Below are 14,312 nucleotides of genomic sequence, written 5' to 3'. Positions count from 1 at the left end.
GGGTAGACATAGAAAAAGCCCGCCGGTCCGTCCGGGCGTATAGCGAGCTACAGCGGCCCTTGGAGGCGAGCTTTCAAAACTATCATCACGTGAATGTTCTCAATGTAGCAAAATCGCCCCCCGGGTCGTCAAGGCCTAATAGTGACGGAGCTGTGAAATCCTTCCAGGTAGCTCGGCTCCCAGCCCCGATTTTCTAATGAGAGGCCTCTTTGCAGCTCGTAATGAGGTGTCCCTGCATGAGGCGTCCCTGCGGAGAATAGTCCCTTCGGGGATCCTACTGAATCTCCCATCCGGTCTGCTTTAGGGTCAGCTCTTCTCCACCTACCTGGACCTCGATCCGTTCAATGCCCTCAAGGTCCCCTTCTGACTCTTTGAGGCTTTGGACAAGGGAGGCCGCCGGGGCCCGCCGGAAGCGATGCGTGGAGATCTCCAGCCGGGCGGAGCTGGTCTCCCCGCTTTCGTGATAGATCGTGGCTCGGGCCTCAAGGAACTGACCGGTGCCCGTCGGCCCGGCCTCATGGCCTGTCGGGCTCGGGCCGAGGTTTTCGAAGTCCTCGTCTCCAAAGGCTTTTCCGGAGCTTTCGTCGTCGAAGTCGTCGCTGCTCATGCTTCTATTGGAGGATCCTTTTGGAAAGGAGGGTGGGCAGTTTGATGCGGCGTTTCCTCGATCGAGCGGTTCTTCGATTGAGGGATTACGACAAAGCAAAAAAGGGACCGTCACGCTCATACCTGAGCCACGCCTCCAGGTGTCCAAGACTTCGTGCCAGCCCAGGGCGTCATGCGGGCAGGGCGAGGCATTGAGACATCTGACGGCGACAGCGCCCATCAAACAAGTGCGATAGCCACGTGCGAAAACGCGAAAGGGCAAATGTCGTTGCGAGGAGACTGGTCATCCGGCCCGCAGGACGTGTATAGAAAGGAGAGACGTCTTTTGGCATAAACGAGACTTCTTATAAATGAGACGTTCCGCTATGACCCGTGCTTCTCTACTGGCATGCGTCCTCCTGGCTACGATCCTCGGAGGGTGTGACTTGCCGTTCGGCGTCGGGTCCGGCGAGGAGGGCGACGGGTCCGAGGTCCGCGACCGGGTAGAGCTCGAGTCGGGCCTCGTGGCAAGGCTCTACGCGCCGGAGCGGGTGGCGTCCGGGGACTCCTTCCGGGTCCGGTTTACCGCCCAAAACGTCATGGAGGAGCCGATTCAGGTGCAAACCGGGGCCTGCTGGGGCCAACCCGCTGCCTTTCTGAACGGGGAGCAGGTCCCGCTCGTCTGCTCCTTTCAGGTCTGCACGATGCAGCTTCTGACGTGGACGCTCCCGGGAAAGGAGACCCGAGAGCGCACCTTCAACATGAAGGCCTCACTGAACGCCTCGAGCGGAACTCCCGAAACAGAAGAGCCCGCCGAGCCGGGCGTCTACACCCTCCGAACGAGGCTCGACTGGAGCGTCGGGGGCCAGAAGGTAGAGGAACGCCTCGAGGCCGATGTGAGGATTATTGGCCAGGAGTAACGTCCAGTATTGACCGATTGTCACATAATAACGCCCGCCTCAAGGCGAGAGCTCTGTCCCGAGAGGAGGGATGGAGCCACTATGGGAGACCTTGAGGCGGGCGCGCACGGACTGAGGAAGAGCACAAAAAGCCGACCACCGGTTCGGAGGAAAGCCTTGGGCAGGGTGGTCGGACGTAACAACCGTGCAAACCGCTTCGCTAATGGGCGTTGATTTACGTCCTCAGAGGGAAGCGGGCCATCGGAAACTGGGCCACATCTCACGGCGCCAACCAAGGGGGCGACATGGAATAACGTCGGCATGGAGGTCCAATTTACCTGATCAGGCAGAAGCGGATTGAACTTTCGTGGGTGCCGCGCCTAGAATCCCAAACGGGGTACTGAACGCACCAATCCCTCCTTTGCCGAGACACCTGCGAGGCGATCATGCCAATTAAAGCCACCCTTCGGGACGATAACACGCTGGAGCTCCCCGAGGATGCCCCTCGGCTTGCCCAGACGAACACGCCCCTGAGTGTCATCGATCTGGGAGGGGGGACCTTCGTCGTGACCGAGTCGGAGCCCCAGATCCCGGGGTTGGCAGAGAAGTTTCGGGAGAAGCTGGGAGAGACCGGCGTCGAGGCGCCGGAGCTTCTCGGAGGCCTGGATGACGTAAAGCGCGAGCTGGCCGAGGAGGACGTTGAAGGAAACCGGGAAAGGGAGGGGGGCTCGCCAGATGGCACTGAGTAGAAATCGCCTCCGGGGATATGTGGACGCCAATGTCATTCTTAGCGGCGTAGCGACGGATAACCCTCACTCTGCTTCTCGGGTCGTGCTCGTCGCCTCTGAACTGACGCTCTTGGACTTAGTCGCCAACGAGCGGGCAATTGAGGAGTGTACTCGCAACCTCGCGCGGTTCGTTAAGGACGAGGGCCAACTCCGCGAGTTGGAAGATCTCCTTCAAGAGGTGGTGAGTCGCTCGATCGAGGTTGTAGAGACGCCGGCAGCAGGCGAGCGGTCGTCCGTGCCAGGAGCCGATCCGAAGGACCTGGTTCATCTTCTGAGTGCAGTGGAGCACGGGTGCGACTATCTGATTACCGCAAACACGAAAGACTTTCCCGGAAGCTACGAAGGGACCACCGTATTAGAGCCCGGGACGCTGGTAAGACGGATTCGAGAGCAGATCAAAGGTCTCTCCTGAGCTGAGCGGACCGTCGCTGGCGAGGTTATGAACGTTCAATGTACCAGGACCACTTCCGTTATTGCATCCTCATTTATCCCAACTCGAAAGAAACGAGCCTACTCCGAACCAGCGCACACCCAACGCGCCACACGCCCAGGAGTGACAAGCGACGGCGGGCGGGGACGGCTCCATTCGGGGCGGTGAGGGTTTGCTTTGCAATAACGGCATGAGGGGCAGTCCCTTACCGGCGTTTCTGAGAGGTTACCGGACCGTAGGGGAGGGGACTTTCTCGACTCGAAAGAAGTGCTGGAGCTCCGTCGGGTCGTCGTAGTCGGCAAACTTCTCAAAGTCGGCCTCCGTAGCGAGACCCTCTTCGATGAGCTGTTGCTTTTTGGCCTCAGAAACCTTTGTGCCGGGCTGAGGGAGCGCTGTGGCGTCGGCGATCGATCGGCCGTCGGCCTCGTCTCTACGGGCATGATCCTCAGCAGAGGTCTTCTCACCTGTCTCGGATGGGCAGCTGGAGGGAGAGGGGAGAGCGTAACCTTCTTCGATGGCGGCTCGAAGGAAAGCCCCCTGGTTTTTGACCGAGGGGGCCCGCTCCCGAAAAAGCTCAAAGTTTGCCTCAATCCGTTGGGCCGAATGCCGGGCCAGAAGCTCTGGAATCGAGGAAGGCCAGACGCCGGCGTTGGCGAGCTTTTGGCCGAGCTGTCGCTTCTGCTCGGAGAAGTCCGTGAGGTCGATCTTTCCGCTCTTCGCCTGGTGATTCCCCGCGGCCCCTCGGTGGGAGCCCCGCTTCGGGTGAGCCTCTTCAGGATGGGGCGTTTGAGCAGGCCGCCTCGACGAGTCCCCTGAGGAGCGTTCTCCCCCATGCACAGCAGATCCACCGTTCGAGGATGGCGGGTTTTTTGGGCCGTGTTTAGCTCGTTTGGAACGGGCACTATGCTTTGCTGAGTTCTCTAAACTCTTCTCTATAGTTCCTCTACGGGGGGGGGCAGATCGTTGGCGATCGGGGGCCAGATCGTTTGGGATCCCCATCGAAAAAACGGCCGTTCGCTTCTGCTTGACCGCCAGTTTCTCTGGGGTAGACGTTTCCCGATCGGGGTCGGACTCCGTAGTGAGCACGTCGGTTCGGAAGCGGTAGTAATACGCCCCGTGCGTCGGGCGGCGCCGCTGGAACCACGTTCCGTTCAAGCAGCGGGCAGCTTCCTTCACGGCCGTTTCCGAACGCCCCGTCAGCCGCGCAAGGGCCGCCATGGACAGCTGGGCCCACCGTTGGTGTTTAGGCATCTCGTTTTCTTCCGTCGAATCGGTGGTCCATCCCCAGGTGGCCCGGAGCACTGCGAGGACGAAGCGCAGCTCCGTCCCCGAGAGGGAGGAGGCTGTTTCCAAAAGCGCCGTCGGTACGTACGTGAAGCGCCTTTCGGGTACCGCTATTTCTAACGCATGCTCGTAGCTCCTACCGGACCGATCAATGGTCACGTAGCCGGCCTCCTCGAGCTCGCCTAGACCGTTACGGACGCCTTGCCCGGAGAGGCCACACGCCTCCTGGATGCCTGCGCGGGAGAAGGTCCGATCCGGACACACCCATCGGCCATTTCGGCCTTCGTTTGGATCGAAGCGGAAGCTAAGGCGAATCAAGGCCAGAATCGCGCGGAGGGCCGAATCGGTCATCTCCGGCATTTCGGCGATCAGCGCGTCGGGGAGAGGGAGGCGAAAGAGCCGGTCGGGAAACGGCTCGGTCGCGTCCATCGACAGGTCGGAGGCCCTCGACAGATCCGGGTCGGGAGCGGACGGCGAATCGCCGGTAGAAGTGTTTCTAGGCGGATTCCCTACCGTGAAAATCGCGGAAGACCAGCCCACATCGGGGCCCCGAGGCGGAAATGCGGAACGTTTACGGGCAGGCCCGTTAGAAGAAAATTGAGGCATGAGTGTCTAAGCTCGTGTCTGTTGTGCTGCTGCCACGCGCACGACTTTTCGCCCTGCCGACTGTACCAGCAGTCGGCAGGGCATTTTTTATGGCTCAGAAGTCCATTTCTCGAGTAGCCATGATCACGTCGTGATGGAGTAGTAGATCAAATAGAAAAGCCTCCAAGTCGGGGCGCAGGCTGTCGGTAAAGGGGACAATGCCTGGGATAGAGTCAGGCATCCGACAGCACGGACGGAAAAATCCGCCGGCGCCCCCACCTGGAGGCTCTCCAGATAGGTCAATGTTTAAGTAGACGCGTTCTATCCACAGCAGTCGAGCTCGGTGTCCCAAGCCTTACTCGACCGCGGGCCCACGTGAAAAGGGAACCTTCGAGGCGCGGGCCATCACGTCAGTCGATATTATAGGGGAGCCGGGATGCAAAGGTCAAATCCTCTCGGTCTTTTCGGTTGGGGGCTTCCTTCGGAGCCGGATTGACTGGCAGCGTGGCAGGGGCACACGCAGGAAAACGAACGGCTCCTTTGACCGCTCCTTTTGCCACTGCGCGGTTTTCTGCCGGGGGCTCTCACGGCGGGAAAGTGGCGCGGAATGGCATCGCTTAAAAGCGCGGACCTCAATGGACCGGATTGGACCCGTTCGGACCCGTATGAATCCGACTGGATCCGATTGGACCCGTGAGAATCTGTCTGAATCCATCTAGTGCAGCTTCAACTGGTCTGTTGTGCAACTCGCTCTGGACGGACGCCGTCCGTCCCTACATCTTTTACGTTGTAGATCGGAACGACAGGAAACTACCATCCACAAAAGATCGCCTGAAGCTGCACTAGGCCTGGATGGACCTGGGTGGACCTGGATGAATCCGTATGAATCCGGTCTTCGAGATTCCTTTCCACTCGCGCGCCCGCGAGTCTCTCAATGGGTTCTCACACGCCAATCTGCCCGGCTGTGCAGGTCTGATTTAGGGCGTATTACAGGGTGCTAATTACGAGCGATGATTGCGGGGGCGGCATCCCGTTTAGGACCGATGTTCGGTTGTTGGGGCGGGTTCTGGTCTTCCCCTCTGCGGCCCTTCATGGCAGTCCTTCACGGCAATCCTTGATGGCAAACCGCGGGAACGGCTGGCATACGGCGGCACGGGTTTGGGAAGGGTTTGGCAAGAGTACGGCAAAGGATTGGGAAGGAATTGGGAGAGCCGCGGCATACGTGTGGGAAATCTGCGGCACTCCCGCGGGAAGGCCGCGGCACCGAACGGAAGGGGGTTGGCAACGCCACGGCCCAGGCAGAGCCCGAGAGATTCTCTACTGAGCCCGCCTGGCCTGGGCCGGTCCCCTCGGCGTTAAGGGGCGCATCCTGTTGCACTTGAGGATTCACCACTTCGTCACGGTCAGGCCTTGACACCCCGGGGGTCGATTTTCTTAACTTGGATAATACCGTGATGGACGAAAGAAAGTCGCTCGCTACTGGCAGACGCCGGAGCGGGCTTTTTTTATTTGATCGCCTTCGTTTGGTCCTCCGTGCGCGCGCGTCTCAGGCCCCCACGAGACGGGTCTTTCGTTTCCCTTGGGATGGAAGCGCTTCCGAAATACATCCGCCCCTCACGGATTCAAGATCGGAGACTGTGGGGGATGTCGTGATGGAGGTGGCCGGGCTGAAGGAAGCGCGGGGGAGCTCCTGCTTTGAAGGGCTCTCACTCCGCAGATCTCTCACTACTGATTCCAATCGGGCAGGCTCATTTCTTGTCGGATTGTCAAAAGCGACAGGTTGTCCATCTCGACGGACTGGCCACCTCAGCAGTGGCCACTTCGGCAGGCTCGCCACCTCGGCAGGGTGCCAATGCGTCAAATTGCTCAAGTTGGCAGATTGCCTGTTTGCTAGACTGCCTATTCTGACGGGATGCCCAAAACGACAGGTGGTCACAGAGGCGGCCCCATCATTTGTGCAGATTGGCAATTTGTGCAGGGTGGCTATATCGACAGTCTGCCCATCTCGGCAGGATGCCCATCTTGACAGGTTGCCCATTTTACGGGTTGACAGAGCGGCGGCCTGATCAGATCGGCAGGTTGTCTACAGCGACAGTTCTCTACAGTGACAGAAGTGCAAGTGGTACCAGTAGCGGCGGCACTGGCAGTAGTGGCAGTGCAGGCAGTAGCGGGGGGACCGACAGAAGAGGCAACTGTGTCGGTGGTGACAGTGTCGTCGGCCGTGCGCACACCGGCAGTGGTGACAGGTGTGACGCTGCAGGCGGTGATGACGCTATAGGCAGTGGTCACACTGATTCCAGTGATGACACCGGCGCCAGCACAGCCACCGCCGGCGGTAGCCACCGAAGTCCCGGTACTGGTAGTGGTGTCGACAGTGACAGTAGTGTCGGTCGTGTCGGCACTGCCAGTAGCGTCAGTATGGACACCGGTGACAGTCTGGCTATTTGAGCATGTTGACCATTTGGTAAGAGTGCCCGTCTAGGCAGGTTGGCATTCCGGCAGGGCGTGTGGCCGGCCCCATATTCAGCCTTGCTCAAGAACCGCTATTGCGGCCAGAGGCCGCCGTAGAAATTCCCTCGGCCGCGAAAAGTCTGAGGAGGGTAGCCTATGCCGAAGGCCCCTCGGGCCCGCTTTGCGGCCCGCCCGCCAGCGCCTTGAAGCCGTTCCAGTAGGCAGTAGGTGGAGGGGGGAACCGGGAGCGGTTCGGTAGAGTCGGAGGTCGGCGCTGGCGGGGTTGCAAGCCATGGGCGGTATCTCGGTGAGCGACTCCGCTTGGCGGTATGTCGCTGACGCGCCACCCGCCGTCGGAGCGCCCCCCGTCGATCCGCCCGAGGCTTGCCAGGGGAAGGGCCGGGCCCTCCCCCGTGGACCCCCACCCGACGCCGCTCCGGTCGAAGGTAGCCTTGTATCAGTGTTTGTTCTCTCGGGGCGGCGCAGCTCTACGTTTCGCACTTCGTCTACAGATGTCCCATCCACCATTCGCCCTGTCGGGCACCCATTATGAGCACAAGCGAGAGGCGCATTCGAAAGAAAGTATTGCCGACGAGGTGGACCGATTCGGAGTACGAAACGCTCACGCGCAGGGCCGAAGAGGTCGGCCTGAGCCGCGCAGGCTACATTCGCCTCAAGGCGATTGGGGAGGAGGGACCGCGGACACAGCGCGTTCCTCGCCACGGAACGGCCGATCTGGCCCGGCTCCTTGCGGCGGTCAACAAGATTGGGGGCAACGTCAACCAGGTGGCCCGGGCCATAAACCAGGGCCACGACCCGTACGGAGAGGTCTATTCGAAGCGGATCCTCGCCGCAATCCGGGAGGTGCAGGATCTCGTTCGAGACGAATTGGACCGACGGTAGATAAGATATTGGCGGCCGGCAGGCGCAAATTGAGCGGGCGGCGGTGGCATTCGCATTCCGATCAGGGAGAATTTGGGGGACGAATCGGCCGGAATTCATTTCGAATCGTGGGCGGATCGGAAAAGAATTGGGAAGGTGCCGGCGCAGTGAAACTAGCGATCTACCCGCCGAAGGGGAAGAATGCCGAGAAAGAGAGCGCGACGAGGCGCTGAAATCACACGCCGAAGTCACACGCGAAAGCCACATGCGAACATGCGAAAGCAGGAGGGAGACGAATGATCATCAAAGGCGGAAGCCGGTCGAATGGGGCGCAGCTCGGGCGCTACCTGATGCAGACGGGCGAGAATATAGAAGTGAAAGTCCTGGAGCTTCCGAGTTCAGCCCGGAGCGTCGAAGAGGCGATTCGCGACATGGAGCGGATGGGCAAGGCCACCCGAGGGGAGAAGGTTCTCTACCACGCGCAGATCAACCCGAATCCCGGAGAGCCGATGTGGAGGGGAGACTGGATCCGCTCGGCGGACATTCTCGCCGAGAAGCTCGGGATGGAGGGCCAGCCCCGCGTCATCGTCTTCCACCTGAAGGAGGGATACCTGGAGGGGGCCCGCGAGCACGCCCACGTCGTCTTCCAGCGGACAGACGTCCGGGAGGAGAACCTCGGGTGCCGCCTCATCTCCGACAGCCACAACTACCGAAAGCACGAGGCGGCGAGCCGCCAGATCGAGCGAGAGCTCGGGCACGAGCCCGTTCCTACTGTGGATCGGGGGACGAGCTACACGCAGGAGGAGGCCCGCAAGGCGAGCCAGCTTCCGGCGCCGACCGAGCTCGTCCGGCGAGAGGGAAGTGCCCACACCGATAGTGCTCACATCACCTACGTTCCGGATGGGCAGTACGGCCCCTACCGCTCAAGGCGAGGGGCAAATCCGAAGGAGGTGCGCGCCTTCGTGACGACGGCCTACCAGCGCGCTCGGGGGCCGGAGGAGTTTCGGGATTATCTCTGGGCGGCAAAGCTGCAAATTGCGATCGGGGAGCGGCGGGCCTATTCCCTGATCGACGAATTTGGAAATGACTACACCTTGGCTCGCATGGTCCAGGGCGCCCGCACGAGCGACCTGAAGCGGTTTCTCGGGCCGGTTCAGGAGGAGCTCTACGGGCAGGAGCACGTGCAGGAGCTACGACGCATAGTCGTGCGCTTTGGCAATCAGGAAGCCTTCGGAGGTCCGGAGCTACTCTCGACGACCCGCTTTGAACCGGGCGGAGACCTCTATCGCGACCCGAGGCACGAGCTGGAAAATATGGACCCCGAAGAGAGGGCCGAGTTGGAGAGAGTGCTTTTCGGGGAGAGAGGACCCCTAGAGCAGGGTCCTGAGCAGGAGATTCCCGAGAAGGAGATTCCTGAGAAGGAAAAGTCCAAGCAAGAGAGTCCCGAGCCGGAGAGGTCTGCCCGCGGTCCGGAGACGGAAGCGGCCGGGCGAGGCGCCCCGCAAGAGAGCCGGCAAGAAGAGAGGTCCCGAGAGGTGCCCGAAGAGGGGACCCCCTCTCTGGACCCCAGCCGGGAAGAGAGACTCAAGGAAGAGATCCGGCGCCGGGCACTTAAGATTTTGGACGAGAATACCCCACCGGAGGAAAAGCGGGGCAGGTCCCGAGGGGAGGAGACCGACGGGGAAGACCCGGATCGAGGCGAGAAACCGGAGAAGGATCAAGAGAAGGGCCGGGACAAGGGGCGAGGAAAAAAGAGTCGCGGGCGAGGACGATCGGGCGGGATGGGACTTGGTTTCTGACCGGCCTGCGTTCGTTTTGTGCACCTCCGATTTTGGTTCAATAGAAGACATACCCTTCGTTCTAGAGGAGAACCCCACTTGAGCCGGAGTCACTACCGGACCTGTTGTGGCGGAGGATCAGTTACGAAATCCACAGCAGAAATCGAAATCGTCTTCTCTGGCTATCGTGCTCGTTTTCTCAATACCAGACCGTCTTGCTGAGCGTCTTCAGGCAGGATGAATCCTGCTTTCGACTTCACCTCTCGTCAGTGACATATTCCTCCTCGGATACCTCATCCTGGTTGTCGAGGTGTAGGTTCTTTCTGTGCTTTACGAGGGGACTTCGTTTACAAGGATCACGAAGTTAGACGCGACTACAGAATCGTGACCACCCGTTGAGTCCTGAAAGCAATTGCCCTCATGGACCCGTTCAAAGACGCCGTTCCAGACCAGGAACGACAGTTCGCTAGCATGTTGCGCCGGCTACTAAATCGAGAGAAGTATGATAAAACGGCCAGCCTTGCCATCGAGCGCGTAGAGAAAGGATTCTCGCTGCCGGAAGCGGCCGACGCGCTTCTCAAGGTCGAATTAGCAAACATTCTCATCGACGCGGGCGCCGAAGGACGAATTGCGGATGCTATCTACCGTGGCATCGAGCTTTACGAGTCAAATCGGAAAGCTATCGGGCAGTTTGTTGCCGAGACAAGCATCGAGTACAATCTTGGAAACGCCAAGTCTGGGCTTTACGGAGTCACCGTAGATCGGAGCAGTCCACGCGTCGGCCTAGAGGAATTGAGTCTTTTAACGGAGGCGAAAAATCACTACTGGCGAGCCTTGAAGGTGAGCCGATCTGATTTCCAGGAGCATGAGCTCATGCTCCACGTCAACTTAGGAAATGCTCTTCGAGACGCGGGGCGGATCGTAGAAGCGCTTCAGTACTACGACGAAGTTCTTCAAGAGGACCCCGGCTTCGCTAAGGCGAATGGAAATCGGGCGTGGACGCTTCAACGTTTCTCGACGGTCGCGGGGGTTTCAACCAATCTGGCCCTTCAAGTGGCCGAGGGGTATAGGAAGGGTGCCTCCGGAAGAAAAGTCCCTTCCTGGGTTTCGGAACAGTGGATACAGAATGCTAAGAGAGTGGAGGAAACGCTTAGAGAACGGAATGTCGAGATACCAGATCTGGAGGAAGATCGCCGAAGAACCGAGGAGGAGTTTACGAATCACAGTACTTACCGGCAGTTTTCTCTTCGGCACTTCTTGTCCTTGAGCGAGCATGCCCTTTACTGCTCCTGCGCAGCGGCACGGGAGGACAACCTCTCGGTCCGGACTGAAGCGCTTCCAATGGATGCTGGGTTCGTCCCGAAGATGGAGCATCGGCTAGACCGACTGAAGTCTGAGTTTTCCTTTGCGCGACTGTCATTTTTCCAATCGCTGGGACAGAACTCCAAACTCTTCGATGTCCTTGATGGGGAGGTGGAGTACACCCGGTCTTCAGACGCAGGTCCAGTCGGCCTCCGCGCTGAGTCCCTGCGGATGAGCTTCCGAACTTGCTTCGGAATCCTAGATAAGATTGCTGTAGGTATCTGCGAGCTGTTCAATCTCCCCGTTGAGGATGGGGAGAATATCAACTTCCACCAGTCGCTATGGAAGCCCAATTCGCCAAGATGGGAAGCGCTAAACACCATTGAGAGAAATTCTTTCCACGCGGCCCTCTACAGCCAAGCTACGGATCTGAGCGACAAGACCGATGGTGAATGGGCAATCTACAAGAAATGGAGAAACGTCTTGGAGCATGGGTTCCTCGTGCTCAAGGAGACTGACGAGAAACCCCCGGGAGACCTTCTGGAAAGCAAGATGCCCGTGATTGCAGTCCCACTCGGTCATTTCCGGAGTAAGACACTGCATCTACTTCAGCTCACGAGATCTGCGATTTTCAATTTCGCATACTGTGCCAGAGTAGAGGGATGGAAGGCTCAGAAGGGGGTCCGGTAAGATGGCGGCCATCGAAGGGGGGCGTGAAGCGAAACTCGATTAGGATGCTTTCAGGAGACGCGTAGATGTCAATATAGGGTATCCCAATCGGCCATATTTCTCATACTGAGTGGTACGACCTGATCGACTGCGTAGTAAGAACCGAATTCGCCAAACAGGTCTATCCTGAAAGTTCCCCTTGATTGTTGAAGTGAGTTGTGATCACCACCCCGTTAGGTATGAAAAGACATTCCATTATGAATCAGTCTGTTTCCTCCAAGAATCTGCTATTACATAGCCTCTAATTCTGATCTTGGGCCTCTTCTGCTTTGCGTTCTCGACGTGTCCGGCCGCGCGTCGCGCCACTGGCGGCACCAAGGGGCTGCTATTCCGAATTTCGGTAACGGCCGATTGCTGAGGAAAGAAAAGCCTCAGCGAGCCTCAGTGCCAAGGTCGCTTGTCGTCGATTGTGTGGTACATGCTGCCCCGTTTCATCGGGGTGAGGGGCCTGATTCATGAAGTGTCTCGCAACGTCTCCAGCGAGAAGTTCTCGCTTTGTCAAGGACATGTCGTTCCTCCCTTCACCGTCTATTTCTCCTTTGTACTCACTTTTCGCTCTGTCAATTGCGGCCTCCTCATCAAGAGCTTTGTGGCACGACTCAAGAGCTTTTCGGCTGCGGTAGACCGCGTCAGAATATTTCCCACTGTCGATGTCGGACTTTGCCTCCCTCAGATTAGTAACAGCATCCTGGAGATCATCCGGAGCGTCGGTGTCCGGAAGCTCCAACTCGAAAAGCAGGATACTTGCAAAGCCGCATCGGGTGATTTCTTTTGCCCAATTGCTTTCGGGAATCTTGAATTTGCACTCAGCCTCGGCTGGTTGAGGTAGGTCACGATCGAGTGGAGGCTCGCCTCTGAAGCTGTACTGTCCCGACAGATAAAGGGTCATCTGGACATCGTCTCCTGATACTCTTTCTTGAAGCTTTTGAAGTCGGTGCTGACTGAGTGGGACATAAACATCGAAGCCGTCTTCACTACCACCCCTAATTGATATTGTATGCCTGTCGGGTCGTGCCTCACCGATGTATTTCCCTTTGCGCTTGCTATCGTGTCCGAGAATGAGTTTGCCTCGCACATTTCTCCATTGAAGCCGCCAATCTCCCATACCGTTCGGCGTGACTACAAGCTTGAATTGAGCTCGGTAGCACCCGACTCCCTCTTCAAGAGATAGATTGCCAAACCTAACTCTCCCAAACCTCTTTCTATCGATTGATAGCTCGTTCATCGGATAAGACTTGTGTTTTCGTGGATTCAACGCCTACAGTCCTAAATCACCGACTAGTTTTCGTCTCCATGTGCTTTGCGTCCTCAACGTAACCGGCCGTGGTCCTCGGGTTGGCGTGTCCGGCCTGCTTCATCAGCCGGTTGAGCTCCGCATCGGGCAGAAGTCCGCGTTGCGGGCGAAGTTGATCCCCACCGTTTGCTGTTCGGTCTTCGACTTGGGGACGTGGATCTCCATGCCGTCGGCGTTGAGGCTCATGTGCCCTGCTTCGATTGTTGCCAGTTCGGCCCGCCGGAAGGCCCCAGCAAACCCCACGAGGATGATTGCCCGGTCTCACAGGGCGCATAGGTACGTTGCACGCCTGGCGGGCCCGGCCTCGGGGGCTCGGCTCTTCCAGAGGGAGCGTGTCGATCATCGCCCGCACGTGCTTCGTGAGAACCGCCTGTTTCTTCTCTGTCGTCTTGTCGGCCGTTTGGTTGATGTCGTCGAGCACGCGTTCGACGACGACGTGATCAGTCGGGTCCTCTGCCCCGTGCCGCTCGTGTATCCACCGGATCGTGGCGATGTCTTGCCGGATCGTCGATAGACTCACCTCTTTGGCCCGCTCCTTCAGGGTAAACGCCAACGATCTCCGGTCCGGCCGGTCGAAGGGTACCGGCCCTCATTCGCCAGCTCCTCAATCTCCCTGGCGTCCTCTACGGTGATGCCGGCGGGCAATTCAGCGGGAAGGGGGGCCGGAAGGCCCGTCGGCAGAATCCTCGATCTTTGAAGGCACGGCGGCGGGGTCGGAATCAGACATAGCTCTTGGTATTTATGCTGGAATCACTTGTCCTCAATGAGCTTGCCAATTGCCATAGGCCAAGGCATATCACGATCTTCAACCAGAGTCCAAATACGCTCACGGATGGATCCCGTCTCTTCTGATCTCCCGTCGTAAAACCTAATTTCTTCGTTGCCTGAAAGGGGCTGGAGATCGTCTACCCCAATCTCTCTATCCGGATTGTGGCCGTTCCAAGCCGCAACAGCTGATTGCGGAGACATTGCCATAAGCACGTCGTGTCCGAGTCGGTCTTCTTTGCCCTTTACTTTCCAGCCTTGAAATGCCTCAGGATCTACGTCGTCGTGCATAGTGTGTGGTCTATGTTCGATTGGAGCGATGCTTCGGAAAATCGGCATTTTCAGAAACGTGATTCCTCCATACTTTAAGCTCCAATCGGGCCAAAGTGGTCCGGCTTTCTTCTTCGTGTAGGACGGGTTGTTTGCAGATGCAGCGGCTGTCTGGGAGATTTCTATTAGCGTTCAGAGGATGGACGCATTGCATAAAAGATGGGCATCTGCCGGCATTAATCGGCCAGAACAGCGTGTCAATTTTTTTTT

Annotated in this window: 12 protein-coding genes; 7 read left to right on the top strand and 5 right to left on the bottom strand. The window is 58.5% G+C overall.

Going from position 1 to position 14,312, the window contains the following annotated elements; genetic code table 11:
- Nucleotides 1–274: 274 nt before the first annotated feature.
- Nucleotides 275–607, bottom strand: coding sequence for a hypothetical protein (locus BSZ35_RS19105; RefSeq protein WP_105014201.1), 333 nt, complete (start codon nucleotides 605–607; stop codon nucleotides 275–277).
- Between the two features lie 364 nt (nucleotides 608–971).
- On the opposite strand from BSZ35_RS19105, the gene BSZ35_RS19100 reads away from it, so the two are divergent.
- The 3 genes from BSZ35_RS19100 to BSZ35_RS19090 all read left to right on the top strand — a co-directional run bounded on the left by BSZ35_RS19100 (nucleotide 972) and on the right by BSZ35_RS19090 (nucleotide 2,684).
- A complete protein-coding gene (locus tag BSZ35_RS19100; RefSeq protein WP_105014200.1) occupies nucleotides 972–1,505 on the top strand; it encodes a hypothetical protein in 534 nt (177 codons plus the stop codon).
- Between the two features lie 425 nt (nucleotides 1,506–1,930).
- Nucleotides 1,931–2,233: a hypothetical protein gene (locus tag BSZ35_RS19095; RefSeq protein WP_105014199.1), complete on the top strand. Its 303-nt coding sequence runs from the start codon at nucleotides 1,931–1,933 to the stop codon at nucleotides 2,231–2,233.
- Nucleotides 2,220–2,684, top strand: a complete 465-nt coding sequence (locus BSZ35_RS19090) for a PIN domain-containing protein (RefSeq protein ID WP_105014198.1) — start codon at nucleotides 2,220–2,222, stop codon at nucleotides 2,682–2,684. The genes BSZ35_RS19095 and BSZ35_RS19090 overlap by 14 nt, the downstream gene beginning before the upstream one ends.
- 243 nt (nucleotides 2,685–2,927) lie before the next feature.
- On the opposite strand, the gene BSZ35_RS19085 is transcribed toward BSZ35_RS19090, so the two are convergent.
- Complete coding sequence (locus BSZ35_RS19085; protein WP_146110191.1) at nucleotides 2,928–4,526, bottom strand: replication protein; 1,599 nt, start codon at nucleotides 4,524–4,526, stop codon at nucleotides 2,928–2,930.
- Between the two features lie 2,149 nt (nucleotides 4,527–6,675).
- Between BSZ35_RS19085 and BSZ35_RS19680 the strand changes: the two genes are divergently transcribed.
- From BSZ35_RS19680 to BSZ35_RS19070, 4 genes are all read left to right on the top strand, one after another.
- A complete protein-coding gene (locus tag BSZ35_RS19680) occupies nucleotides 6,676–6,849 on the top strand; it encodes a hypothetical protein (protein ID WP_181149516.1) in 174 nt (57 codons plus the stop codon).
- Nucleotides 6,850–7,571: 722 nt separating this feature from the next.
- Nucleotides 7,572–7,925 (top strand): plasmid mobilization relaxosome protein MobC, encoded by a 354-nt coding sequence (gene mobC / locus BSZ35_RS19080; protein WP_105014196.1) that lies wholly within the window; start codon nucleotides 7,572–7,574, stop codon nucleotides 7,923–7,925.
- A 275-nt stretch (nucleotides 7,926–8,200) separates the two neighbouring features.
- Nucleotides 8,201–9,703, top strand: coding sequence for a hypothetical protein (locus tag BSZ35_RS19075; RefSeq protein WP_105014195.1), 1,503 nt, complete (start codon nucleotides 8,201–8,203; stop codon nucleotides 9,701–9,703).
- A 399-nt stretch (nucleotides 9,704–10,102) separates the two neighbouring features.
- Nucleotides 10,103–11,674 carry an LA2681 family HEPN domain-containing protein gene (locus BSZ35_RS19070; protein WP_105014194.1) on the top strand — a complete coding sequence of 524 codons (1,572 nt, stop codon included), beginning with the start codon at nucleotides 10,103–10,105 and terminating at the stop codon, nucleotides 11,672–11,674.
- Between the two features lie 364 nt (nucleotides 11,675–12,038).
- Here the strand turns inward: BSZ35_RS19070 and BSZ35_RS19395 are convergent, their stop codons facing one another.
- The 3 genes from BSZ35_RS19395 to BSZ35_RS19050 all read right to left on the bottom strand — a co-directional run bounded on the left by BSZ35_RS19395 (nucleotide 12,039) and on the right by BSZ35_RS19050 (nucleotide 14,063).
- Complete coding sequence (locus tag BSZ35_RS19395) at nucleotides 12,039–12,938, bottom strand: hypothetical protein (RefSeq protein ID WP_146110190.1); 900 nt, start codon at nucleotides 12,936–12,938, stop codon at nucleotides 12,039–12,041.
- Between the two features lie 132 nt (nucleotides 12,939–13,070).
- A complete protein-coding gene (locus BSZ35_RS19795) occupies nucleotides 13,071–13,250 on the bottom strand; it encodes a hypothetical protein (protein ID WP_105014191.1) in 180 nt (59 codons plus the stop codon).
- A gap of 507 nt (nucleotides 13,251–13,757) precedes the next feature.
- Nucleotides 13,758–14,063: a hypothetical protein gene (locus BSZ35_RS19050; RefSeq protein ID WP_105014190.1), complete on the bottom strand. Its 306-nt coding sequence runs from the start codon at nucleotides 14,061–14,063 to the stop codon at nucleotides 13,758–13,760.
- Nucleotides 14,064–14,312 lie beyond the last annotated feature (249 nt).

The sequence above is a fragment of the Salinibacter sp. 10B genome (genome assembly GCF_002954405.1).
In the GTDB taxonomy this organism is placed as follows: Bacteria; Bacteroidota; Rhodothermia; order Rhodothermales; family Salinibacteraceae; genus Salinibacter.
Note: the sequence above shows the minus strand (reverse complement) of the source record. Positions and strands in the feature narration are given on the sequence as shown.